Source organism: Bradyrhizobium algeriense (assembly GCF_003062295.1).
Taxonomy (GTDB): domain Bacteria; phylum Pseudomonadota; class Alphaproteobacteria; order Rhizobiales; family Xanthobacteraceae; genus Bradyrhizobium; species Bradyrhizobium algeriense.
This window is the reverse complement of record NZ_PYCN01000002.1, coordinates 151,879-176,546: the sequence shown is the minus strand read 5'-3', so window position 1 is coordinate 176,546 and position 24,668 is coordinate 151,879. Positions and strand designations below refer to the sequence as shown.

The window sequence follows — 24,668 nt, the reverse complement described above, 5'->3', positions numbered from 1 at the left end:
CCTTTCGCGCCATCGCGCTTCGAAACTGTCAGAACCTTCCAGTGCTCGGGCTTGCGCATCTAATGGATCGCCAAGCTTCTCCGTGACAACGCTTTGAACTTCTTCTCTGTCGGAAACGGGTTGCGCGAATGCCCTCTTGGGCCATTCCAACAACGATTTCGAAAGCATGGGCTTGCCCTCGTACCAGCACTTTCGTCCATCGATCAGACGATAGGACCACCAACGCCCGTGCGGATTTGATGGCGCTGCGGCGCTGCATTGTTGTTTGGCCTGCGCGGTTGGCGTCCCAACTGGTAAGAGCGTAACAACCCAGGCGGCCAAGGCGATTGCTGGCAGTTTCCTCATTTGCGCACTGAGAGATTGCTCTGCCGCTGCTGCAAGCGGCTCACAGCAACTACCAAATCGGGGCGTTCGAGAACTTCCACGAGCTTGTCGAGGATAAGCTCATTGTTTTGCGGCCGGGGCCGAAGGTATTCTTCCAGTATGAGTTGCGCTTCGTTAATCGCCTGAAGAGCCAATTGCTGATCAGTCATCTCTTCTTCCTCCCCATCAAAGAAATGCCGTCCGACCGGGAAAAAGAGGCAAGAAATCAAGCCGCCTTTTGGGAGATATCCCCGCTTTTTCTGGATTACCCGATCAATTTTTATTTCAACGCGGGAGGCGCTTTCTGGTTCCACACGCTTCCGACGTTCCTTGGCACCTTCGAACGGCCGCCGCGCCTGAGCCGGCGCGTTTTGTGAAGTTCCGCTCTGGCGGCGCTGTTCGGAAGTGGGGCGGTCTCCGACCTATCCGCAAATGGCCGTCGAAACGCGAAGGAAGATCTTCGATCGCGCGGTTGCCGACAAGCTCACCATTTCGGGTACTCGCTGGTTGATGCCGACCGTCGGCACGCTGGCCAAGGATGGCAGCAGCTCCGTATTCGCAGCCGAAGGGTAATCGTTACGAGAGTGGCACCTTCGTTTCCACGAAGGGCGCCCGACGTGCTTGCTGACATGCCAAAATCGACGCTTTGACCCGAAGCGGGACACACGGGCTCTTGCTTGAACTGACGACACCGCACTTCACGGTAAACTGAGACCCCACCACCGGGCCTCGTGCTAATCTGGCTAAGGCAGGTTCTGCGTGTGTGCGGTCCAGCATGCCAAACGGACCAAAAGGGCGATGCATCTTCTTCACCGGGCGTGGGCGGCTGATTGCGCTAGCCGTCGCGGTGGGCTTGGTGTTCGGCCTGGCCGGTCCTACCTCTGCACAGTTTTTTAATTTCGGCGGATATCAGCAGCGACCGCAACCACAGCCACAACGCGGTGGAGGCTGGTCCGGTAACGAACAGCGCGGTGGAGGTTGGTCCGGTAACGAACAACGTGGTGGAGGCTGGTTCGGTAACGACACGTTTGCGCCGTACCAGCAGCAGTACGCGCCGCCACCTCGTTCGCATGGGCGGCAAGCGCCCCCGGCGGTGCGCGAGGATTTTTCAAAGGCCCCGTCGCCCGAGAAGCGCAACACTGTACCCGAGCGCCACATTCTTGTGCTCGGTGACTCCATGGCGGACTGGCTCGCCTATGGGCTTGAGGACGTCTATGCCGATCAGCCTGAGATGGGTGTGATCCGCAAACACAAGACGGCCTCCGGCCTGATCAAGTATCAGCCGAAGGGCGATCCAGCCGATTGGGCCGCCGCCGCCAAAGGCATTCTCGCCGTCGAAAAAGCGGACGCCATTGTCGTCATGCTCGGGCTTGACGACCGCGTCGCAATCCGCGAGCCGGCGGCCGAAAAATCCGACAGTAAGCCGGGGGACAAGAAGGACGCCAAGGCCAAACCTGATGGCAAGCCCTCGGTCGCAAAACCCGCGGCGAAGCCCGATGGTTCAACCAAGGTGACGGATGCCGAATTGTCGCCAGACGACGCCGCCGACAACAGCGATGCGCGGTCGGTCACAGAACCGGAGAAGAGCGCGCGCGTGCCGAACGGCCTCCATGAGTTTCGCGAGAAGCGCTGGGTCGAACTCTACAGGGAAAAGATCGACGAGATGATCGGCGTACTCAAGTCCAAGGGTGTGCCAGTGCTGTGGGTGGGTCTGCCGGCGGTACGCGGCCCCAAGGCGACAGCCGACACGGCGTTTCTGGATACGCTCTATCGCGATGCGGCCGGCAAGGCCGGCATCACCTATGTCGATGTGTGGGACGGATTTGTCGATGAAGCCGGGCGCTTTTCACAGCAAGGCCCCGATTTCGAAGGGCAGATCCGCCGGCTGCGCGCCGCCGATGGCGTGTACTTCACCAAGGCCGGCGCGCTCAAGCTCGCGCATTATGCCGAGCGCGAGATCAACCGGCTGTTGGCTGCACGTTCTGGGCCGATTGTGCTGCCCACCGAACCGGCAACGCCCGACGCCAGTGCGCGGCCGGATCAGCCGGCGCCGCGTCCGTTGGCCGGGCCGATCGTTCCCTTGGTGAGCTCTTCTGTCGGCACGGATCAACTACTCGGCGCTCCCGGGGCGCGGCCGGTGGCGATCGATGCGCAAGCCGCCCGGGTCTTGATCACGGGTGAGCCCTTGTCGGCACCAGCCGGTCGCGCCGACGATTTTACCTGGCCGCGACGCGAAATTGAACGCGAAGGAGCCAAGGGTGACACGCCAGTGGCGTCAACATCGCTCGATGCCAATGCGCGAGCACCGGCGGCGTCGCTAAAGCCGAAAAAGCAGCGCCGCTAGGGCCCAATCGCTTTTGGCGCAAATGACGCGCCTGATCGCCAAGATGTCCGAGCATAACAAGGCTTGGGGTTACCACCTGCCGCCCTATGACGCGCGGTTGAGAAAGATCGGCTGCCCGCGCTTATTGGTGTAGATGGGACGGTAGCGCTCCGTGTTGTACGTGCTGGCGACGTCCAGCTTGCGCGGCCCGAGCCTGACATCAGGGATGGGCACGAGGTCGTAGCGGCCCTCCACCAGCGCCGACATGAGGCCGGTCTTGCCTTCGAGGACGGCATCGTAGGCCATATTGCCGAAAGTCAGGGCCACGAGCTTGTCCATGAAGTCCGGATTGCCCGATCGCAGGTCGTATGTGAGATCGGAGGTGATCGTCTCCTCGCCGACGCGTCGCTTGATCTCGTCGGCGAACGATTCCGCCACACTCGCCTTCTTGCGATGACCGTAAGCATCAGGCTCTCCGTATTCCTGCACCTCGTAGCCCTCCCACGCGGCGCCCTCGCTGAGCACGACGAGCGCATAGTTGCTTGGATTGGCGCGCTTCTCCTCGACGAGCAACTGGATCAGTTTGTCGAGATCGACCTTGTACTCCGGTATGACGCACCGTATCGAGGTGGCGTATGCGGTGTAGAGCGCCGTAAATCCGGCATCGCGGCCAAAGACGCGGAAAATGCCGATTCGCTCGTGCGATCCGACAGTGGTGCGCTGCCGCTGGATGGCGTCGCTGGCGCGGGTGATCGCGGTCGAGAAGCCGATGCAGTACTCGGTGTTGCGGACGTCGTTGTCCATCGTCTTCGGGATGGCGATAATCTTGACGCCGAGGTCGTTGAGCTTGGCCGCGTAACTGAGCGTGTCGTCGCCACCGATGGCGATCAGATGTTCGATGCCGAGCCCCGCGAGGTTCGCCAGCACCTGGCCGGTGAGGTCCCACGTCCTGGTTGCGATGCCGCCCTTCGTGCTGAGCGAGGCCGGAAAGTCGTGGCCTGCAAGATGATCCGGCAGCTTCTTCATCCTGGACGGATTGGTGCGGCTCGAGTGCAGCACAGTGCCGCCGCTCCGGTCTATAGTGCGCGTGTTGTCACGGTTCAGCGGGATGATGTAGTGGAACCTGGAGGCCGGGTCCTCGAGGTTCACGTGCGTGAGGGCCTCCCAACCACGGCGGAGGCCGACGACCTCGATGTCGTTCTCGCTGCCGCGATATGTCACGCTCTTGATGACTGCGTTGAGACCGGGAACGTCGCCGCCGCCCGTGAGAATGCCGATGCGCCTTTTTGCCATACCCACCTCGCAGGCGATCCCTTACTCGGCCGCTTCCGGCTTGCGCTCCTCGCGCACCTGAAAGCGCTTCAGCAGTGAGGACACGGTGTCGCGGAAGCCACCATACTCCAGCTCGGAATAGGGCAGCATCGCGGCGCCAGACCAGCCCTGGCTGCGCATCTCGATTGCCTTGAGCTGGGCGCGCCGGCGGACCTCGTCCCACGCCGGGTTGTCGAAGAAATCGGTAAACGACTCCGAAAAACGGCCGTCCTTGTCGATCGAAAAGCCGGTGCAGGAAACGATCGGCAGGCAGTACATGCCCGTCACCGGTGTGTTAAGTGGCACAGGCATGAGCGGCATCACGTGCGAGCCGCGCGCATCGCCGCCTACGAAGTGCGCCTTCGCGAACGGCGAGACGATTTCTTCGGGGGCCGGGAAAATCCCCTGGTTCCTGACGATCGCGACCGGATCGTCCTTGCCGGTGTACTTGCCTGCGATCGCGTGAAGACGCTGTGCCGAAACGGCGACGGCCACCTCGCCATGGGTCCGGGAAACGATGCGATCAATGCCAAAGCGCTCGTTGTCGCGGAGCAGCGCGGCAATGTGGTAGCCATCCGCGGGCGCGTCGAGTTCGATCACGCTGTCGCCGGCCGTGTGATCCATGTCGATGACATGGAAACGGAATCCCTTGATCATCGGGGGCAGCATCAGCCCGGCGCAATACATGGGATCGGCAAAGGCGAGGTAGAGCGGCAGGTTGTAGGCGCCGGGGCCGCATTTGTCGGCGGCGAACACCATAAAGGACTCCGCGGGTCTCGTGCCCGAGAGGCTGTGGTCGAAGCTGAGCTCGGCGACGCCCGGTCCGGCGCCGCGAACGTTTCCGGAAGGTGCGTCGACGAGAAGATCCTGGCCGGCGCCATAAAGCCCGGAGGTTTTCGCGACCGAGGTGGCCGCGAGGAACGCCTTCCAGGCAAGCTGATGCACCTCGGAGCTCCCTTCGCCCCGTGTGTGTGTCATGATGATCGCAATGTCGTCGCCGGTGTGGCAGACGAAAGCGTCGATCAGCAGGCCATCGCAAATCGCCTTCGCGACCTCGCCCTCGACAGCCGCCATCATGCGTGTAGACGGTTTCGTGTGGCCGCCGACGGAGCCTATGTCAGCCTTGATGACCGAAAGAGTGAGTCTCATGAGCGTTCCCTCCGCCAGCGCAGCGCACCGCCTCGGCGTCTGCGCTTGCTGCGCCGGGGCGACGGCGCTGCTCATTTCCGCGAAAAAGAACGTTTAAGATTCTGTTAGGTTCCACAAATGCCGTTCTCGAAAAGCCCGGGCTCATCCGTAGCCGGGATCATCGATCACCGTAAAGATCATGCCAGAAGCGATGCCAAGGCTCTACGTCACTGGGATTGGAGCACCTCGCGACGCGCCGGATCCGTCCGCCACGATGCTATCATTCAGTTTCTGATTGACGATCTGGACCGTACGGTCGATTTCGGCATTGGGTGCGCCAAGCTGATGCGAAATCAGCTTCACCAGCAGGTCGACGCGTTCGATGGAAGGCGCGCCACCAGCGACCGCCCGGGCTGCTGACGAGGGCCTGAGAAGGCTTTCCGCCGCTTTGGCGTATTTCTCGAAAGGTACCTGATCCGTGGGATCGGCGCCCAAACGCTGGGCGATGGCATCGACGTGGTCATAGATCGATTGCGAGAGGTTGATATCGCCGTGCACCGCGTCGCGGATCGATTGCGGCTCTTGCGGCGTGATGCAGCGGTAATTCCCGGTCAATAGCATCGACCATTTGGCCAGCGGGACGAACATCGAATCGAACACTTTGAGCTTCACCGGAACGTCCTGCCCATCCAGCTTCACCGCATCGATGTCGGCTTCCAGCTCCCGAAGCAGCAGATTGTGCTTCTCGTCCGCAAATGACGCGGCCTTGAAGTTTGTCGGCAGGCCGACGTGAAGAACATTCGCCGCTTCCTCTGGGGGACGGAAGGCCTGCGGATCCGGAGAGCACAGCGACACCAGGCCTGGCTCAAACCGATCCCATACCGCAGCGTTGGTATAGGCCTTCTCCAACTCCATTTCCGCAAGGGCCGGGATGCGCTTGAGATAGGGCAGAGGAGGCATGTTCATGATCGAAAGGCAAGGCAGCTTCGCTTCGGCGATTTTGATCATCAGAAGCCGCATCGCGGGGGCAGCGTATTGCGGTTCCTGCATCGCAAGGCCAACCAGATCGTAGCGGGAAGGGTCGACATCGGCGGGCTCGACCGCGTCGAGGATTCCAGGCAGGTCGCGCGAGAAGATCGGCCGGTGGGTCGCCTCGTCGCGCAGCTTGATGCGAACTTCGGTGCCGTCGCGATTGATGAGTTCTGCCGTCTGCTTCCGGCAAACAAGGGTTACGTTGTGCCCCGCCATCAAAAGCTTTGTCGCCAGCAATGAGCCATACGAGGCCCCTAGGATCAGAATGTTACGCGCCATGCGCCCTCCCACAGATGATGTTTTCCGGCGCCACTACTCCGGCGCAGATTCGCGAGCGCCTGCTTTGCGACAGGAGTTAAGCCGACTATTGCGGTGCGATACCGTCTTCCCTGGGAGTGCAGCCCAAAAAATGCCGGCGCAGTTCGAGCCGTCGGTCAGGCCGATGCGGCGAGCTTAAAGGGCGTTGCTTCGTCGTCGAACGCGTTGAAGATATCGCGAATGCTGATGACGCCGATCAGGCTGTAATTGTCGATCACCGGCACGTGGCGGATGTGATGCTTGCTCATGAGGTGGCGGACATGCTCGAGCGTATCCGTCGACGTGCAGGAAACGAGCTGCTGTACCGAAATGAATTGCGAAACGCGCAAGTTCACGCCGGCTGCGCCGTGTGCGGCAATCGCGCGAACGACGTCGCGCTCAGTGAACATGCCGACCGCCGTGTTGCCTTCGGTGCGGACGACATCCTTGACGACCAGCGCGCTGATATTGCTGGAGCGCATTAGTTGGGCTGCGATGGCGACGGTCTCGTTCATGCGAACCGTTGCGACACGGGCGACTTTGTTGCGCAGGATATCTCCGACTTGCATGGCAACCTCCCTGGGGTGAAATATCGATCTAACTCTGGTATACATAATGCCAATTGTCAACACGTTTGGCCGTGGAAATCTTTCGCCGGGACGAAGATAAATAGGCAGCATTACTGACGTTATTGAAGCGCCCCATTCCGACCCGAGGATAGCGGGACGCCCCTGGGCGGGCCGAAAAGCGATCTGGTATACCAGAAGCCGTCCAGGCAAAAGAAAAACGCGCCCATCCCGGAGGATGAGCGCGCTTGTTTCGAATAACCGATCCGGTTTGGATCAGGCCGCGAGCTGCGATTTGGCGACCACCGACTTGCGCCAGGGCTTGAGCAAGGCGATCGCCAGCACCGAGGCCAGGATGTTCGCACCGGCCGCGACGATGAACACGGTGTCCCAGGTGCCCGAAGACTGCTGCATGTAGTTCGCGACAGGCACCAGCAGCGCTGCGGTGCCCTTTGCCGTGTAGAGCAGGCCGGCATTGGTGGTCGCGAACTTCGCGCCGAACGTATCCGTGCAGGTCGACGGGAAAAGGGAGTAGATCTCGCCCCAGGCAAAGAACACGAAGCCCGACAGCAGCACGAACCACACCGGATCGTGGCCCAGCATGTACAGGCCCCAGATGCCGATGCCTTCCATGCCGAACGCGATGAACATCGTGTTCTCGCGCCCGATCATGTCCGAGATCCAGCCGAAGAAGGGACGGGTGAGGCCGTTGAGGACGCGATCGATGGTGGCCGCGAACGTCACTGCCGTCATCGTCACCGCCATCAGCGTGACCGGTACGCTGTCGACCTTCCAGTCGACGGCGATCGGCTTGAGGTTGGCGGTGACCATCAATCCGCCGGCGCCGACGATCACGAACATGAAATACATCAGCCAGAAGATCGGCTGACGGATCACCTCGGTCGGCTGATAATTGCGCCGGCTCTGGATCACGTTGGCGTTCTGCGTCACCGCAGGCACTTGTCCCGCCTTGGGCGAGAACATCAGGAAGGCGAGGATCACGATGATGATGCCCTGGCCTAGACCGAAATAGAGGAAGGTGGTCTGGAAGCCGGAATCCTTGATCATCGCCTGGATCGGCGCGACCGTCAGCGCCGAGCCCGCGCCGAATCCGGCGGCGGTGATACCGGCAGCAAGGCCGCGCTTGTCCGGAAACCATTTCAGCGCGTTGCCGACACAGGTGCCGTACACGCCGCCGGCGCCGATGCCTGCGATGATCATGCCGAGATAGAAGCCGTTGAGGGTGGTTGCCTGGGCGTTGATCGCCCATCCGATGGCGCAGAGGATGCCGCCGACCAGGACGACGAGGCGCGGGCCGTATTTATCGACGAACCATCCTTCGACCGGGACCAGCCAGGTCTCGAACAGCACGAACAGCGTAAATGCCCACTGGATCGAAGCGCGATCCCATCCGAATTTCTTCTGGATGTCGGGGACGAAGAAAGTCCAACCATATTGATAATTGGCGATCATGACCATTGCGGCGACGCCGATGGCTAACTGGGTCCAGCGATAAGCATCGCTGACTCGGGCCGCCGCGACGGGGGCCGCTCCGTGCACTGTGTCCGTCATTTTTCCTCCAATGGCTGTTCTATCGATAACCCCGACAGCTCCGTGGAAGTCTGGTATATGTTATGCCAGTAGACAAGAGGAAATTTTACACAGACTGTGAAAATTTCGAACTCCGCAAAATCGCTGCGAACAAAAAAGAGGCCGCGCAGTCTGCGCGGCCTCGGGAAAATTTGTTAGACTAAGTTGTTGTTTCGCCGTGGTTAAGCGGCACTGCTGCCCGGCCCGGCGACCGTCGCCCGCAGCCGCGTATAGCCTTCCTGGATGACCGACCAGAACAGTGCGATCAAGCCCAGGATCATGATCGTGCTGACGAGCGGGTTGGAAAGGAATATGCCAAACGAACCCTGGGATCCCAGAAGCGACTGCCGGAAGGCCTCTTCCGCCTTGTCGCCGAGCACGATGGCCAGCACCAGCGGGGCGAGGGGATAATTGCACTTCTTGAGCAGATAACCGATCACGCCGAACACAAGCATCAGCATGACGTCAAACGTAGAGCTGTGCACGGAATAGGCGCCGATCGCGCAGAGCACCAGGATCAGCGGCGCGATGATGCTGAAGGGCACGCGCAGGATTGCCGCGAAGATCGGCACGCAGGTCAGCACGACGATCAGGCCGACGAGATTGCCGAGATACATCGAGGCGATCAGGCCCCAGACGAATTCCTTCTGTTCGACAAACAGCATCGGGCCGGGCTGCAGACCCCAGATCAGGAGGCCGCCGAGCAACACCGCAGCCGTCGGCGAGCCGGGCACGCCGAGCGAGAGCATCGGCAGCAAGGCCGCGGTGCCCGCGGCGTGGGCCGCGGTTTCCGGCGCGACCACACCTTCGATCTCGCCTTTGCCGAAGTTCTTGCCGTTCTTCGCCACGCGTTTGGCGATGCCGTAACTCATGAACGAGGCCGGAGTAGCGCCCGCCGGCGTGATGCCCATCCAGCAGCCGATGAAGCAGGAGCGCAACGAGGTCATCCAGTATTTTGGCAATTCCTTCCAGGTCTGCAGCACGACCCGCAAGTTGATCTTGGCCTTGCCGCCGCGGAAGGCGAGCCCTTCCTCCATGGTCAGAAGGATTTCACCAATGCCGAACAGCCCGATCACGGCAATTAGGAAGTCGAAGCCGTTGAGCAGATGGGTGACGCCGAACGTCAGCCGCAACTGCCCGGTGATGGAATCAAGCCCGACAGCGGCTAGCGCAAAGCCGATCATCATCGCCGCAATGGTCTTGAACGGCGGCTCCTTGCTTAGGCCCACGAAGCTGCAGAATGCGAGGAAATACACCGCGAATTTTTCCGCTGGACCAAATTGCAGCGCAAAGCTGGCGACCAAGGGAGCGACCAGCGTGATCATGACCACGGCGAACAGAGCGCCGACGAAGGATGAGGTGAAGGCGGCGGTCAGTGCCTCGCCGGCCTTGCCCTGCTGTGCCATCGGATAGCCGTCGAACGTCGTGGCTACCGACCACGGTTCTCCGGGTATGTTGAAGAGAATTGAGGTGATCGCGCCGCCGAACAGCGCGCCCCAATAGATGCACGACAACATGATGATGGCCGACGTCGGCGACATGCTGAATGTCAGCGGCAGCAGGATGGCAACGCCATTGGCGCCGCCCAGCCCCGGAAGCACGCCGATGATGACACCGAGCACGATGCCGAGAACCATCAGCATGATGTTGTACGGCTGCAGCGCGACCGCAAAGCCGTGAAACAGATTGACGAGTTCTTCCATCCCGATAATCCAATCCTGACTGTGCGTCGTTGTTACAGATCGAGCCACTCTTCGACTGGTCCCTTTGGAAGCGGGACCATGAACCAGCGCTCGAAAATGAAGTAGGTGGCGATGGGCATACCGAACGCGACCGCCAAGACGACGATCCAGTTGTATTTGCCCAGCCATCGCATGAACCATGCGATGAAGACGATCGAGGCGACGTAGAGCCCGACGAACGGCATGGAGCCGACATAGATGGCCGTGGGAATAACGACGCTCAGAACCTGACGAAGCTGTCCCCATTCCGCGAACAGGCTGTCATTGTCTTCGCGCAGCCCGTGCCACAGATTGATTCCGCTCGAAACGAGGATGAAGATTCCGATGTAGAACGGAAAGAACCCGGCCCGGGGTCCTTCGGGACCCCAGTTGATTCCCGCCTTGACGCTGCCGAAGATCACGATCACTCCAAACAGAGCGATCGCTAGCGTGACGCCTGCTTCCACGAGTTTGTGGGTCGGGCCGGTATTGCTCGAACTTCCTGTTGTCATCGAAACTCCATGCGGAATCGAGCCTGCGGTACCAGAGCCCGCCGTCTGCGTTGCTATTCCAAATTCAGTCGGTCAGTGCGTCCCGGTCAGTTGCTCGGGGCGAGGAAGCCGGCGTCCTTCATCAGAGTCTGATGACGCTTCTCTTCGGCCTCGACCCACTTGGCGTAGTCGGCGCCGGTCAGGAACGTCGTGTTGAATGCACCGCTCTTCATGAATTCCTGCCACTCCGGCGTGGCGCGAACCTTCTTGAAGAGATCGATATAATACTCGACCTGGTCCTTGGTGGCCCTGGGCGACATGAAGATGCCGCGCAGCATCAGATATTCCATGTCGAGACCTTCCGACTTGCAGGTCGGAATGTCCTTCCAGGCCTTGCCGTCGGCGATCGGTTCGTCATAGGCCATGCGCTGTGCGTCGAACACGCAGAGCGGGCGCAGCTTGCCGCCACGCCATTGCGCGACCGCCTCGATCGGATTGTTGACGGTCGAATCGACGTGATTGCCGACGAGCTGAACGGCGACTTCTCCGCCGCCTTTGTACGGGATGTAGGTGAAGCGGGCGCCGGTGGCCTTTTCTACGGCAACCGTAATGATCTGGTCTTCCTGTTTCGAACCGGTGCCGCCCATCTTGATGGTGCCGGCGGGAGCGGCCTTCACCGCATCGACGTAATCCTTCACCGTCTTGTACGGTTTGTCGGCGTTCACCCAGAGCACGAATTCGTCGAGCGCCAGCATGGCGACCGGCGTGAGATCCTTCCAACTGAACGGAATTCCGGTGGCGAGCGGAGTCGTGAAGAGGTTGGAGAGCGTGATGATGATCTTGTGCGGATTGCCGCCCGATCCCTTGACGTCGAGGAAGCCTTCGCCGCCGGCGCCGCCCGACTTGTTGATGACGACCAGCGGCTGCTTCATCAGATTGTGCTTGGTGACAATGCCCTGGATGGTGCGCGCCATCTGATCGGCGCCGCCGCCGGTGCCGGCGGGAATGATGAATTCAACGGGGCGCACCGGCTCCCATGCGGCAGTCGCAGGAACTGCGATTCCGCTGGTGCACAATGCAGCAATCGTCCCGAACGCAAGATATGCAGAACGCTTCATTTGGTTCACTCCCGTCGAACTATGGTTACGCCGGTCTTTGCCGGCTTTCAATTTCATCCCGATCAACCTTGTCGGGTCTTCATGCACTCATAATCGCTTCATGCACTCATGATCGTCGTGCTGCAATGGTTTGCCATCGCAGTCAGTTCCAAGCTTGAATTGTACGAGGGTCCCGTTGGAGCGGCATCCGCTTCTTTCGGCCAATGGTAAATTGCGATGCGCAAGAAAAGGGAAGCATGCATGCACTGCCCGTCCTCCGCTACATCGCGTTTCGCTGTCCCTTGCGGACTGCACGGCCTATCCCCCAATGTGCGCCCACACTTCTTGGTGTGAGCGTTTTGAGTATTCTTGTATATGATATGCCACAGTGCAAATGGTTTTTGCTTCCGATTGCCGCACTGGCCAATTTGTCGCAGATACGCAGTTTCTCACAATCGGTTTGCGGCAACGAAAATGGCCCCGGAAACCGGGGCCATTAACCGAAAACATTGGTGGAAGGTCGCTCGCCAGCGTGCGCCGATCCGCGCCTCAGATGCTGCGAAATAAAGCGTCAGAGACCAAAATAGGGGAGGTCGCCGTTGCGGACGGCGATGCGGCTGCTGGCGGTCAGAAAGCGGTCGATCGAGGCCATCAGGCGGCCGAACAGGGTGCTGGAGGGAAGCAGGCCGATGGATGCAGTCTTGGACATGGATGTACCCCTTTTTCTGAAGTGGCGGAGCAGCCCCGCCTCGTGATCAAAGGGGATTTTTGTATACCAGATACCAATCAACAATGGGTTTGTTTGCATAGCAGCAATCGAAGGTTTGCAATGCAGCAAATTGCCGTTGGCATTCCAAATAAAAAGGCCGCCGGAACCCGACGGCCTTGTATTCCAGATTACAACGCGGCTTATTCGGCCGCCTGCTTCCGCGGCGGATCGAGCGCGCCGGAATCGTGGATCTCGGCGACCTGGTGGTCGGAGAAGCCGAGAACCTGGCGCAGGATCTCGTCGGTGTGCTCGCCGAGCAGCGGCGAGCGCGTTACCTCGCTCGGTGAGTCCGACAGCTTGATCGGATTGCCGACGGAGATGTACTTGCCGCGGGTCGGATGATCGACCTCGACCACGGTGCCGGTCGCGCGCAGCGACTGGTCTTCGGCGATCTCCTTCATCGACAGGATCGGGCCGCAGGGGATGTCGTCCTTGTTGAGGATTTCCATCGCCTCGAACTTGGTCTTGGTCATCGTCCACTGTTCGATGCGTGCGAAGATCTCGTTCAGCCGCGACAGGCGGGCAGGCGGCTTGGCGTAGTTCGCATCGGTCTTCCAGGTAGGCTCGCCGATCACGTCGCAGATCTTCTCCCACACCGGCGCCTGGGTGATGAAATAGATGTAGGCGTTGGGATCGGTCTCCCAGCCCTTGCACTTCAGGATGCGGCCGGGCTGACCGCCGCCGGAATCGTTGCCGGCGCGCGGCACGGCGTCGCCGAACGGAATGCCTTCGCCGTATTGGCTGTATTCCTTCAGCGGGCCATGGGCGAGGCGCTGCTGATCGCGAAGTTTGACGCGCGCGAGGTTGAGCACGCCGTCCTGCATCGCCGCCGTAACCTTCTGGCCCTGGCCGGTCATGGTGCGCTGATAGAGCGCGGTCACGATGCCGAGCGCGAGATGCAACCCGGTGCCGCTGTCGCCGATCTGCGCGCCGGTGACAAGCGGCAGCCCGTCGCGGAAGCCGGTGGTCGAAGCGGCGCCGCCGGTGCACTGGGCGACGTTCTCATACACCTTGCAGTCTTCGTAAGGCCCGGGACCAAAGCCCTTGATCGAGGCCACGATCATCTTCGGGTTGATGGCGTGGATCTTCTCCCAGGGGAAGCCCATGCGATCGAGCACGCCGGGGCCGAAATTTTCCACCAGCACGTCGCAGCTCTTGATCAGGGCGGTGAGGACTTCCTTGCCCTTCGGGTTCTTGGTGTCGAGCGTGATCGAGCGCTTGTTGTGGTTGAGCATGGTGAAATACAGGCTGTCCACATTCGGGATGTCCTGCAGCTGGCCGCGGGTGATGTCGCCAACGCCCGGGCGCTCGACCTTGATCACGTCGGCGCCGAACCAGGCCAGCAATTGCGTGCAGGTCGGGCCCGACTGAACGTGGGTGAAATCGAGAATACGAACGCCCTTGAGCGCCTTAGACATATGTTCTCTCCTGTTACTATCTGCTGCCGTCATGCCCGCGAAGGCGGGCATCCAGTAATCACCGTCGGTTCAGTCGGGCACAGCCTTCGTCACACGATAGTTCGGCGGTTACTGGATTTCCCGCGTGCGCGGGGAATGACGCCGATGGGTTTGATCTGTTCACTTCTTCTTCAAAACGCTTTGCGGGTTGAGGTTGCCGATGCGGCCGCTCTCGGAGCCGGCCGCCGGATCGATCACCGCGTTGATGAGCGTCGGCTTGCCGGAATCCATCGCGGCGTTGACGGCGCGCTTGAGTTCGTCGGGGGAGGTGGCATTGATGCCGACGCCGCCGAAGGCTTCCATCATCTTGTCGTAGCGCGAGCCCTTGACGAATACCGTCGTCGCCGGATCCGAACCACCCGCATTGACGTCGGTGCCGCGATAGATGCCGTCATTGTTGAAGATGACGATGCAGACCGGAAGCTGGTAGCGGCAGATGGTCTCGATCTCCATGCCGGAGAAACCGAAGGCCGAGTCGCCTTCGATCGCGAGCACCGGCTTGCCGGTTTCGACGGCGGCGGCGATCGAATAGCCCATGCCGATGCCCATGACGCCCCAGGTGCCGACGTCGAGCCGCTTGCGCGGCTTGTACATGTCGATGACGCCACGGGCGAGGTCTAGCGTATTGGCGCCTTCGTTGACGAGGATGGCGTCGGGCCGCTCCTTGATGATGGTGCGCAGTGCGCCGAGTGCGCCGTGATAATCCATCGGCGAGGCGTTGCTCATCAGCTTCGGCGCCATCTTGGCAACGTTGTCGTCACGCTTCTTGTTGACGGTGTTGACCCAGTCGGCCGGTGCGGCGGACCAGCTGCCGCCCATGCCCTCGAGCAGCGCGGAGACGCAGGAGCCGATATCGCCGACCACGGGGGCCACGATCTCGACGTTGGAATCCATTTCCTTGGGCTCGATGTCGATCTGGATGAATTTCTTCGGCGCATCGCCCCAGGTCTTGCCCTTGCCGTGCGACAGCAGCCAGTTGAGGCGGGCGCCGATCAGCATGACGACGTCGGCGTCCTTCAGCACGGTCGAGCGTGCCGCACCGGCCGACTGCACATGGGTGTCGGGCAGCAGGCCCTTGGCCATGCTCATCTGCAGGAACGGCGCGCCGGTCTTTTCGACGAAGGCGCGGATCTCGTCGTCGGCCTGCGCATAGGCGGCACCCTTGCCGAGAATGATGAGGGGGCGTTTCGCCCCCTTGAGCACGTCGAGCGCACGCTTGACGGCGGATGGGGCAGGGATCTGGGCCGGCGCAGCGTCGATCACTTTCACCAGCGACTTTGCGCCGGCAGCCGCGTCCATCACCTGACCGAAAAGTTTTGCGGGCAGGTCGAGATAGACACCGCCGGGACGGCCCGAGACCGCGGCACGGATCGCGCGCGCCAGGCCGATGCCGATGTCGGCCGCATGCAGCACGCGAAAGGCGGCCTTGCAGAGCGGCTTGGCAACCGCCAGCTGGTCCATCTCTTCATAGTCGCCCTGCTGCAGGTCGACGATCTCGCGCTCGGAGGAGCCCGAGATCAGGATCATCGGGAAGCAGTTGGTGGTGGCGTGGGCGAGCGCGGTGAGGCCGTTGAGGAAGCCGGGCGCCGAGACGGTGAGGCAGACGCCTGGTTTCTTGGTCAGGTAGCCGGCAATGGAAGCGGCGTAGCCGGCATTCTGCTCGTGGCGGAACGAGAGCACGCGAATACCCTCGGCCTGCATCATGCGGCCGAGGTCCGTGATCGGGATGCCCGGCACACCATAGATGGTGTTGATGCCGTTGAGCTTGAGCGCATCGATGACGAGATGAAAGCCATCTGTCAGTTCTTGCGTCAGCTCCTGCTCGGTGCCCGGTGCTTCGGACTTGGTCGCGGTATTCAGCATGGGCTTCATCTCCCTGATCGTTTTGGTTCGGACGATTTTTCGTCGTCTTCTGGTGCGAAGTTGCGTCTAGGTAAATAGTTCCTGGCCGTGCGCCTCGACGTAGGCGGCAAGGCCCAGCGTGTGGTCGCGTGCGCGTTTCTCGGCGAGTTCAGTGTCGCGTGCTTCCAGCGCTTCGATGATGCCGAGATGCTCGGGCAGGGAGGTCGCGGTGCGATCCTTCCGCCCGATGGTCAATTGCCGGTAGCCGCGCACATGCAGCAGGAGGTCGTTGGTCAAATCGACCAGCACCGGCGATTCCGAAAGCGAGATTAGCGCCTGATGGAACGCGATGTTGGCTTTGGAGTATTCCTCGACATGATCCTGCGGCAGGCGATCTTTGCCAAAATCCTTGAAGAAATCGCGCAGCGCCGTGATGTCCTTCTTGCGCGCGGTGGTCGTGATCAGGCGCGCGGCCATGCTCTCGAGCGCGGCCCAGGCGCGGATCATGTCAACGATCTCGGTCTTGGTGCGGCGAACCACGACGATGCCGCGACGTGGCACGGTTTTGACGAAGCCATCTTGTTCGAGCATCGCGATGGCTTCGCGAATAGGGGTGCGGCTGACGCCGAGGCGTTCGGACAGCGCGCGCTCGTCGAGCATCACCTGCTCGGGCGTCGCGTAGATGTCCATCTTGAGAATAGCTTCCTTCAAGGCCTCGTAGGCCTTGTTCTTGAAGCTCGTCTCGGGAGCAATCCGGACGATTGCAATATCTGCCTCAGCCATGACAGGCGGCGCCTTGGTTTGTTTTGGTGCGGGCACGACTCGTCTCCTCCCTGTGTTGGAGACGTCTTCTTAGCAGAAGAAACACTCGAATATTTTTGGCATACCAAATACCAGTATGTCAAGATGCCCGTGTTTTCGCTGTTTCTGCGCGATAGTTTGTCTTGACAATCGGATCTCTGGCATACCAAATGCCATAAAATTAGCCCCAGGAGGAAGCCAATGTCAAATTCTGCAGATGCGGCCCGCAAGATCGCCGAGCCCAGCGCCCACCAGGCTGTCCGCCGGGTGCTCGATGCGGTGAAAGCCGACAAGCGCACCAGCCTCACCGCGCCGGAAGGCAAGCTGGTGTGCGACGCCTACGGCATCCCGGTTCCGAAGGAAGGCGTGGCCAAGTCAGCCGCCGAGGCCGCCAATCTCGCGTCGGGCATGGGTTTCCCGGTGGTGATGAAGATCGTCTCGCCGGACATTCTCCACAAGACCGAAGCCGGCGGCGTCGTGGTCGGCGTCAAGACCGCGGCGGATGCGGAAAAGACCTACGAGACCATCCTCGCCAATGCCAAGAAGTATAAGGCTGACGCCAAGATCGAGGGCATCCAGGTCCAGCAGATGCTGGCCGGCGGCACCGAGGTCATCGTCGGCTCCATCACCGACGGCTCGTTCGGCAAGCTGGTGGCGTTCGGCCTCGGCGGCGTGCTGGTCGAGGTGTTGAAGGACATTACCTTCCGTCTCGCGCCCGCAACCAGGGACGATGCCCTGTCGATGCTCGACGGCATCCAGGCCCATGACATGCTCAAGGGCGTGCGCGGCGGCGATCCGGTCTCTCGCGACGCGCTGGCTGATGTCATTGTCAAAGTGTCGCAGCTAGTCAGCGACTTCCCCGAAATCGTCGAACTCGACCTCAATCCGGTGTTTGCCACCAAGAAGGACGCGATCGCCGCCGACGTGCGCATCGTCGTCGACTTCGACTACAAGCCGCGTCCGGCGCCGCGCCCGACCGAAGAAATCGTTACGGCGATGAACCGCATCATGCAGCCGAAGGGCGTTGCCGTGATCGGCGCGTCCGCCGAAGACGGCAAGATCGGCAACTCCGTGATGAAGAACCTGATCAATGGCGGCTACAAGGGCGAGATCTATCCGATCCATCCCAAGGCCGCCGAGATCCTGGGCTACAAGGCCTACAAGAGCGTCAAGGACGTGCCCGGCGTGATCGACACGGCGGTGTTTGCGATCCCCGCGAAGTTCGTCGCCGGTGCGCTGGCCGAATGCGGCGAGAAGAAAATTCCAGGCGCCGTTCTGATTCCCTCGGGCTTTGCCGAAGCGGGCGCGCCTGAATTGCAGGCCGAGATCGTCGAGGTCGGCAAGAAGTACAACATCCGCCTGATGGGGCCGAACATCTACGGCTTCTATTATACGCCTGCCAATCTCTGCGCCACGTTCTGCACCGCCTACGACGTCAAGGGTTCGGCGGCGCTGTCGTCGCAGTCCGGCGGCATCGGCATGGCGATCATCGGCTTCTCGCGCTCGGCCAAGATGGGCGTCTCCGCGATCGTCGGCCTCGGCAACAAGTCCGACATCGACGAGGACGATCTGCTCGCCTTCTTCGAGCAGGATCCGAACACCGCGATCATCGCGCAGCACTGCGAAGATTTGAAAGACGGCCGGGCCTTTGCGGAAGCCGCCAAGCGCGTCTCCAAGAAGAAGCCGGTGGTGGTGCTGAAGGCGGGCCGTACGTCGGCTGGCGCCAAGGCGGCCTCGTCGCACACCGGCGCGCTCGCCGGCAACGACAAGATCTACGAGGACGTGTTCGCCCAGTCGGGCGTGATCCGCGCCCGGTCTTTAAGGCAATTGCTCGAATTCGCGCGCGGCGTGCCGGTGCTGCCGACGCCGAAGGGCGAGAACATCCTGATCATCACCGGTGCCGGCGGCTCCGGCGTGCTGCTCTCGGACTCGGTGGTCGACAACGGCCTGTCGCTGATGACGATGCCGCCGGACCTCGACGCCGCGTTCCGCAAATTCATCCCGCCGTTCGGCGCGGCCGGAAATCCTGTGGATATCACCGGCGGCGAGCCGCCGATCACCTACGTCAACACCGTCAAGCTCGGCCTGTCGGATGAGCGGATTCATTCGCTCATCCTCGGCTACTGGCATACGATCGTCACGCCGCCGATGGTGTTCGCCCGCAACATGGTCGAGGTGAAGAAGGAGATGGAGGCCAAGGGCTTTGTGAAGCCGATCGTCGCCTCGCTCGCCGGCGACGTCGAGGTCGAGGAGGCCGCCGAATATCTCTACCAGAACGGCATCCCGGCCTATGCCTATTCGACCGAGCTGCCGGTCGAGGTGCTGGGCGCCAAGTACAAGTGGGCGCGCGGCGCGGGCCTGCTCTGAGTCTATCCACAACAAATGCCGCTTCGGAAAACTGTCCGAAGCGGTATTTTCATCTGACGATGCTTGCTTAACTCGCCCCGCAAGCGGGGAGAGTCCGTAGGATGGGTAGAGCGAAGCGAAACCCATCAATGCCGCTAGCGCTGGTCGTGTGATGATGGGTTTCGCTTCGCTCTACCCATCCTACGGCGCAGTACGGATGGATGCAGGTCGCGATGAAAAGAGACGTGATCCGGCGCAAGGCCATCGAGCCGAAGTCCAGCGCGGACAGCGAGCCTGATTCTCGCGATAGCGGCGTCCAGTCGGTCGATCGCGCGCTCTCGATCATTGAAACGCTCGCCGAAGACGACGAAGGCTATCGCCTGAGCGATCTTGCCATTCGCACCGGGCTTTCGACCTCGACGGTGCATCGCCTGCTGGGGACGCTGGAAAACCGCCGCTTCGTGCAGTTCGACCGCACCGAATCGAAATGGCATGTCGGCGCGCGGGCCTTCACAGTGGGCGCGACCTTCGCCCGCCGCCGCAATTTCTCGGCGCAGGCGGTGCCATATCTGCGCAGGCTGCGCGACCTGACGCGGGAGACCGCCAATCTCGCCGTCGTCGACGACGAATTCATTGTCGTGCTCACCCGCATGGAAAGCCGCGAGATCATGCGCTCGCTGACCAAGGTCGGCGGCCGCGTCGCGATGGTGGCGTCGGGCGTCGGCAAGGCGGTGCTCGCGACCTATTCGGATGCGGATGTCAGCGCCATCATCCATCATCACGGCATGCCGAGGCTCACGGAAAAATCGATCGTGCGGCCGGGCGACCTGTTCAAGGAACTCGAAAAGGTTCGCCGCCAGGGTTTTGCCCTCGACGACGAGGAGGCCTGCATGGGCCTGCGCTGCATCGCGGCCGTCGTCTACAATGATTGCGCGGAGCCCTTGGCCGCGATTTCCGTCTCGGGGATGACCAGCCGCCTGACGGACGAGCGCCTACCGATGCTCGGGCAGACGGTGCGCGCAGTGGCGGCGGAACTGACGGTTGCGCTGGGCGGCGTGATGCCGGAGATGAAATCTTCCTGAGGTGAGCCAGGAATTTTCTGTCGTCGCTGCGGGCGGATGTGCTGTCCGAGGGCGCGGACTCATGCTGCGCGTTTGGATGGGTCAGCTGTGGCGGGAGCCAACCGCAACGAAAAGCCGCCCGAAGGCGGCTCTAAAATTCAAACCGATAATCGCAGCTCAGGCGGCGATCAATGCTGACTTTGACTTCCGGCGATAAGCCATGAAGCCCACGCCGGCAAAGCCGAGGATCATCATTGCCCATGTGGAGGGTTCGGGGACGGCAGAAACGGTTGGATCTACGAAAGTCCGAAATGAAAAGTCGGCCAAAGCGGGATTGTTGCACGTCGTGTTGCAAAGGCTAAGGTCGCCCCAGGTGAGATGTTGGGGAACGGTTGAAGTACCCTCAGTATAAGCTCTGCCTCCGCTATAGGTGCCGGAAGGATATGAAAACTTCGGCCAAGAGAAATCTCCTCGCCATGCGTATTCACCCCCGGTCGTTGCTGAAGTCATAACCAATGCCAACTGCTGTCCTGCCGTGACCGCAAAGTCGGTGAAATTGAACGTAACCCAGCTAGGCGCTGTGCCAATGCTTGTGTACGATAGGGACGCCGAAGCGAGTACTGACGAACCTGTGCTCAGTTCGGAAGGAAGTCCAGATGTTAAAGTCCTGATTTGAAGCCTAATATCTGCGGTGGGCGTGCCGAAATAGCCTAGTTCGACGGCTGCGCTTGTCATCGTACCCGTGTTCAAAACCGTGAACGTTTCAGCAGACGAAAGCCTGGATCCCACGATAAGTGTGTTTGTTCCAGTGGGTGAATACGAAGCATCAAGTAAGGGTGCCGCATTCGCGCTCACCGCCGTTAAGAAAGAACCAAGCACTACACCAGCCGAGGTAATCGATCCCTTATGCATGTTACCCCTCATTGTATACATTAAATATAATTAAATGCTGCCGCGATTGGAATTTAGATTAGGAAGCGAGTGCCGCCGTCTGATTGCGACGACGATAGGCCATGAACCCGACGCCCGCGAAGCCGAGGATCATCATGGCCCATGTTGACGGTTCGGGGACCGCGCTCACATCGAACGTGACGTTGTCCAATCCCCAAGCATCACCTCCCGGTCTGTAGATCGTAACCGAAGTAAAGGCGTTCACATTGGTAAAACCGAAGTACACGTCGCCGCCGTTCACATTGATCGGAACGTTCAGCACTTGAGGGGCACCGTCATCGAAGCTGATTGTCAGAGTTGTGCCGAAAACCGTCTGCAATCCTGTGAAGTCTGCGCCGAATGAATGGGAAGGAGTTGTAAAGTTAAACGTGGCGGAGCCGCCTGGAAATCCAAGCCATTTGTGGCTAGCGTCGCCTGCGCCTACGTTGAAGCCAGCTAAACCTGAGCCATCAACGGTGTGATTGCTGATTCCCGAGAATCCATCACCTAAATTCGCTGCGCTGATCGAATAAGTTCCTGTACCGTCGAACCAAGTATAATTTGTTTGGTATCCGAGCGGCTGAGCAGCAAAGTTGTGAGTGCTTACCGTGCCAAAAGTAGCTGCGGCAGCTAAAAATTGCGCCCTTGCAGCGTTCGAATTGGGGAACGGACCCGGAAAGACCCCATCATCCTGTCCGCTATAAATGGTAACCGCTTGCGCGCTCGTCGCAGAAACAAAGGAAACTACCAAGGCAAAGATCAAATACTGAATACGCGACATATAAAGCCCCCTCCGGCTGTCCCAAACAGTTGCAATTAAACGCTGAACCGTTTGACGATGATGCCGTAGGCCAGGCGAGGGGGCATGACCCAAACGGGCTAATTGGCGATATTTAATCAGGCTGGCCGTTGGACGGTTAATCTGTGCGCTTAAGAATTGAGGCGAGCACCGCGACAAGCTCTGATTGCCGCTTCACACCGACCTTCAAGAAGATGCTCTTGAGCTGATTACGCCCGGTATCCTTGGCGATTCCAATTTGCTCCGTCGCGAATTCGAGCGATTCACCTGCCCCCATTCGCCCGGCCAAGCGCGCTTCGGCAGCGGTCATGCCAAATGTGCTTCGCAACACCATTTCGGGTAAACGCGCCTGTTGATCCAGGTCGATTAGAATGATGAGGGCCTGGCAGTCTGCGAACGCGTTCGCTGCCAAATTGGCAAGTTTGATGGGGTAGGCCAAAATTGGACGCTTTCCTCGTCTCGGCAAAGGGACCGGGGCGGAAAGCCCACCGCCAATACGCTGCCACATCAATGCCTGCAGAGATTTGTCCAGCACTGCGGTTGCGTTGAGGTCGTTTGCGACGAGTCTCTTTCTTTCGATCCTGACATCTCCCGTTAACAGCTGCTCCGCTGACGTGTTGACCCGAAACACCTCGCCGTGCCGATTGATAAGTACGACAGCCTTTCCGCTAGCTTCGAACGCTTGCAATGCGCCCTCAGTTGCCGCCGTTCCGAGCGCACGCGCGAGGACGGCGCTTGCTGAAAGGCGATCTGACAATTGTGCAAGCCGACGCTTCTCAGTTTCCGAGAAGGGCCCTTGGCTGATTGTGCGCTGGATCGAGAGGCACCACAGGTCTTCTCTGCACGCGACTCTGACGCCTACGAACCCTCGCAGGTTATGCGGATGTAGAAATTCCTGGTAGTAGGGATGCCGTTTTATTTTATCTACGTTGACTATATCCAAATCGTCGAAGACGCCGTGTCGTACCATCCTGGGGAGGCCCTTGTAGCGCTCGTCTCGAAGATGCCAGTTGTCTCGGAAATAAGCTTCAGTCGATTCACCAAGCCGTTCCGTGAAAGGGACATTCGGGATCGTCTTACCCGTGATGGGTAGCAGGAGCGCACCGTGGCTTTCGGTCAGTGACACGACAACGTCGAGCGCCTTGACCCACAAGCTCGAGTCGAGCGCGGCTTCGGCGAACGCCGCCTCGATCAACTCCGGTTTCCAGGTGCCCATCCGCCCCACAAGGAGGTTGCATACTCGTTGCAGCCCGGTGCCGAGTGTAGGGTAAAGTTCAAGCTGCCGCATAGCCCATTTGGGCTATCGGCCTCGATTTAGTCGGTCGATGACGGCTATTTACCGGGGAAATCTTGTCGCCAGAAGCCCCACCAATTGGGCCTGGCGGCTAGTGCCTGTCTTGGCAAAAACGGACTTGAGTTGATTGCGTATGGTCTCCCGCGAGAGCTGTAATTCAGCAGCTACATCATCGATGGTCTTTCCCGATATAATTCCCTGAGCCACTTTCACTTCGGCCGGACTGAGGTCGAATAGTCCATTCAACACGTCCTCGGTTGGCGCCGTCGGCGCATGCAACGGGGTAATGACGAGGATCGCGAAGGCGCGTGAAAAGATGTCGTGGGCGGCACCTTTGATGGGGATCAAATGTGCAACCAGCGCCGGTTGATCAAGTATTGCCGGAATGGGAATGGACTTTACTTCGGAATTATCCCGCGTCTCCGCAAGTCGGACGAGTGATTGTTTCATCAAAGCGTCGGAAGCGAGATTCTTGATGGATATTTCGTCGAATGCTCCGGTCGCGATTTGCTCGCTGAGCAACTGGAACAAATCGTTTGTTGCGAGCACCTGACCATTTTTCCGAAGCACGGCTGCGGGCAAGCCGATCTGTTTGAGCGTCTCGACCATTGCGCGTGCTCGCTCCATGCGCAATCGAGAGGACATCAGGCCAGCGCGAGCCAGATGGGGACGAAGCGGATCAAGCCGGCCGCAGAGTTCTTTCCCTATCGGGCCTTTAGCGTAGCGACGTTCCAGATTGAAGACCAGGAGATCACCGCTAGGTACCGGAATGATGGTTCCGATCGCCCAGCCTCCGCCATTGGGTCGCAGAAGCTCTGTATAGAAAGGGTGAGCGTCCATTTCTTCGACGGAGATCACATCGCAATCCGTGACAAAGCCCGGATACTTGATTTTTGCGAGCCGTTCCGCCCGGATGTTTTGCCTCGTCCAACCATCCCTTACGAAGATGTGCATCACATCTCTGTATTGCTCGGTCACGATGTGTCTGACTTCCTGCTGCGTATCCATCGAAAACAGGGTGCCGCCATAGCACCCCGCGATCGTTGAAATTCTCTCGAGAATGCTTGGCCAGTTTTCGGGAATGATGGCAGCTTCGTAGATCAGATCTATTAGCTCGTGGTCGTCCGCCATTTTCCCTCATGGAAGTTCGCTCGCCGGAGTGGTGATGTGAAACTCTTCGCTCGGATCGGGTCAAGCAGTTGAAATAGGAGGAGGTCGCTGCCGTTGATTCGAAATTTGAACTGGAGCCACCGGGGGCTCACTTAAATAAATGTCTGAAAGTCGCCGCCGTCGGTCACCGAAAGATTGCCGCTTCCCAAAATGCCGCCGTGACCATCGGTTGTAATTTGCCCTGTGACGATGCGCGTTCCGGAGTTGAGGTCGATATTGCAAGCATCTTCGCCGCCGCCGCCTGACGAGGCAATCGCTAGACCTGTGCAAATCAACTGTT

22 protein-coding genes and 1 pseudogene are annotated in these 24,668 nt (G+C 60.1%); 5 read left to right on the top strand and 18 right to left on the bottom strand.

The window, feature by feature from the left end:
- Window positions 1-341: 341 nt before the first annotated feature.
- Window positions 342-533 carry a hypothetical protein gene (locus tag C7G61_RS05045; protein ID WP_108512999.1) on the bottom strand — a complete coding sequence of 64 codons (192 nt, stop codon included), beginning with the start codon at window positions 531-533 and terminating at the stop codon, window positions 342-344.
- On the opposite strand from C7G61_RS05045, the gene C7G61_RS05040 reads away from it, so the two are divergent.
- From C7G61_RS05040 to C7G61_RS05035, 3 genes are all read left to right on the top strand, one after another.
- Window positions 519-740: a hypothetical protein gene (locus tag C7G61_RS05040; RefSeq protein ID WP_108512998.1), complete on the top strand. Its 222-nt coding sequence runs from the start codon at window positions 519-521 to the stop codon at window positions 738-740. The genes C7G61_RS05045 and C7G61_RS05040 overlap by 15 nt on opposite strands.
- Before the next feature lie 55 nt (window positions 741-795).
- A complete protein-coding gene (locus tag C7G61_RS44485; RefSeq protein ID WP_190241672.1) occupies window positions 796-936 on the top strand; it encodes a hypothetical protein in 141 nt (46 codons plus the stop codon).
- 202 nt (window positions 937-1,138) lie between these two features.
- Complete coding sequence (locus C7G61_RS05035; protein WP_108512997.1) at window positions 1,139-2,707, top strand: SGNH/GDSL hydrolase family protein; 1,569 nt, start codon at window positions 1,139-1,141, stop codon at window positions 2,705-2,707.
- 84 nt (window positions 2,708-2,791) lie between these two features.
- On the opposite strand, the gene C7G61_RS05030 is transcribed toward C7G61_RS05035, so the two are convergent.
- The 12 genes from C7G61_RS05030 to C7G61_RS04980 all read right to left on the bottom strand — a co-directional run bounded on the left by C7G61_RS05030 (window position 2,792) and on the right by C7G61_RS04980 (window position 16,770).
- On the bottom strand, window positions 2,792-3,979 hold the full coding sequence (locus C7G61_RS05030; protein WP_108512996.1) for a 6-phosphofructokinase: 1,188 nt from the start codon (window positions 3,977-3,979) through the stop codon (window positions 2,792-2,794).
- A 21-nt stretch (window positions 3,980-4,000) separates the two neighbouring features.
- A complete protein-coding gene (locus tag C7G61_RS05025; RefSeq protein WP_274542259.1) occupies window positions 4,001-5,221 on the bottom strand; it encodes a fructose-1,6-bisphosphatase in 1,221 nt (406 codons plus the stop codon).
- A gap of 126 nt (window positions 5,222-5,347) precedes the next feature.
- Window positions 5,348-6,436, bottom strand: a complete 1,089-nt coding sequence (locus C7G61_RS05020; RefSeq protein WP_108512995.1) for a ketopantoate reductase family protein — start codon at window positions 6,434-6,436, stop codon at window positions 5,348-5,350.
- Window positions 6,437-6,591: 155 nt separating this feature from the next.
- Window positions 6,592-7,023 carry a CBS domain-containing protein gene (locus C7G61_RS05015; protein ID WP_108512994.1) on the bottom strand — a complete coding sequence of 144 codons (432 nt, stop codon included), beginning with the start codon at window positions 7,021-7,023 and terminating at the stop codon, window positions 6,592-6,594.
- Window positions 7,024-7,296: 273 nt separating this feature from the next.
- On the bottom strand, window positions 7,297-8,592 hold the full coding sequence (gene oxlT / locus C7G61_RS05010; protein WP_108512993.1) for an oxalate/formate MFS antiporter: 1,296 nt from the start codon (window positions 8,590-8,592) through the stop codon (window positions 7,297-7,299).
- A 200-nt stretch (window positions 8,593-8,792) separates the two neighbouring features.
- Complete coding sequence (locus tag C7G61_RS05005) at window positions 8,793-10,313, bottom strand: tripartite tricarboxylate transporter permease (RefSeq protein WP_108512992.1); 1,521 nt, start codon at window positions 10,311-10,313, stop codon at window positions 8,793-8,795.
- Between the two features lie 32 nt (window positions 10,314-10,345).
- Window positions 10,346-10,843, bottom strand: a complete 498-nt coding sequence (locus C7G61_RS05000; RefSeq protein ID WP_108512991.1) for a tripartite tricarboxylate transporter TctB family protein — start codon at window positions 10,841-10,843, stop codon at window positions 10,346-10,348.
- Window positions 10,844-10,929: 86 nt separating this feature from the next.
- Complete coding sequence (locus tag C7G61_RS04995; protein WP_108512990.1) at window positions 10,930-11,940, bottom strand: Bug family tripartite tricarboxylate transporter substrate binding protein; 1,011 nt, start codon at window positions 11,938-11,940, stop codon at window positions 10,930-10,932.
- Window positions 11,941-12,490: 550 nt separating this feature from the next.
- Window positions 12,491-12,628: a hypothetical protein gene (locus C7G61_RS44480; protein WP_190241671.1), complete on the bottom strand. Its 138-nt coding sequence runs from the start codon at window positions 12,626-12,628 to the stop codon at window positions 12,491-12,493.
- A gap of 200 nt (window positions 12,629-12,828) precedes the next feature.
- Window positions 12,829-14,106: a formyl-CoA transferase gene (frc, locus tag C7G61_RS04990; protein ID WP_108512989.1), complete on the bottom strand. Its 1,278-nt coding sequence runs from the start codon at window positions 14,104-14,106 to the stop codon at window positions 12,829-12,831.
- A gap of 159 nt (window positions 14,107-14,265) precedes the next feature.
- The gene (gene oxc, locus C7G61_RS04985; protein ID WP_108512988.1) at window positions 14,266-16,008 is read right to left on the bottom strand and encodes an oxalyl-CoA decarboxylase; all 1,743 of its coding nucleotides are present in this window, start codon (window positions 16,006-16,008) and stop codon (window positions 14,266-14,268) included.
- Window positions 16,009-16,074: 66 nt separating this feature from the next.
- Window positions 16,075-16,770, bottom strand: coding sequence for a GntR family transcriptional regulator (locus tag C7G61_RS04980; RefSeq protein ID WP_108513445.1), 696 nt, complete (start codon window positions 16,768-16,770; stop codon window positions 16,075-16,077).
- Window positions 16,771-16,989: 219 nt separating this feature from the next.
- Between C7G61_RS04980 and C7G61_RS04975 the strand changes: the two genes are divergently transcribed.
- Window positions 16,990-19,155 carry an acetate--CoA ligase family protein gene (locus C7G61_RS04975; RefSeq protein ID WP_108512987.1) on the top strand — a complete coding sequence of 722 codons (2,166 nt, stop codon included), beginning with the start codon at window positions 16,990-16,992 and terminating at the stop codon, window positions 19,153-19,155.
- Between the two features lie 212 nt (window positions 19,156-19,367).
- Window positions 19,368-20,216: an IclR family transcriptional regulator gene (locus C7G61_RS04970; protein ID WP_190241670.1), complete on the top strand. Its 849-nt coding sequence runs from the start codon at window positions 19,368-19,370 to the stop codon at window positions 20,214-20,216.
- 156 nt (window positions 20,217-20,372) lie between these two features.
- On the opposite strand, the pseudogene C7G61_RS47345 reads toward C7G61_RS04970, so the two are convergent.
- The 5 genes and pseudogenes from C7G61_RS47345 to C7G61_RS04945 form a co-directional block, all read right to left on the bottom strand.
- Window positions 20,373-20,492: pseudogene (locus tag C7G61_RS47345) on the bottom strand (PEPxxWA-CTERM sorting domain-containing protein); the annotation flags it as partial.
- Window positions 20,493-21,165: 673 nt separating this feature from the next.
- Window positions 21,166-21,906 (bottom strand): PEPxxWA-CTERM sorting domain-containing protein, encoded by a 741-nt coding sequence (locus C7G61_RS04960; RefSeq protein ID WP_108512984.1) that lies wholly within the window; start codon window positions 21,904-21,906, stop codon window positions 21,166-21,168.
- Between the two features lie 136 nt (window positions 21,907-22,042).
- Complete coding sequence (locus C7G61_RS04955; RefSeq protein WP_145963555.1) at window positions 22,043-23,119, bottom strand: helix-turn-helix transcriptional regulator; 1,077 nt, start codon at window positions 23,117-23,119, stop codon at window positions 22,043-22,045.
- 141 nt (window positions 23,120-23,260) lie between these two features.
- The gene (locus tag C7G61_RS04950; protein WP_108512982.1) at window positions 23,261-24,349 is read right to left on the bottom strand and encodes a helix-turn-helix transcriptional regulator; all 1,089 of its coding nucleotides are present in this window, start codon (window positions 24,347-24,349) and stop codon (window positions 23,261-23,263) included.
- Window positions 24,350-24,480: 131 nt separating this feature from the next.
- Window positions 24,481-24,663 (bottom strand): hypothetical protein, encoded by a 183-nt coding sequence (locus C7G61_RS04945; protein WP_108512981.1) that lies wholly within the window; start codon window positions 24,661-24,663, stop codon window positions 24,481-24,483.
- Window positions 24,664-24,668: the final 5 nt, after the last annotated feature.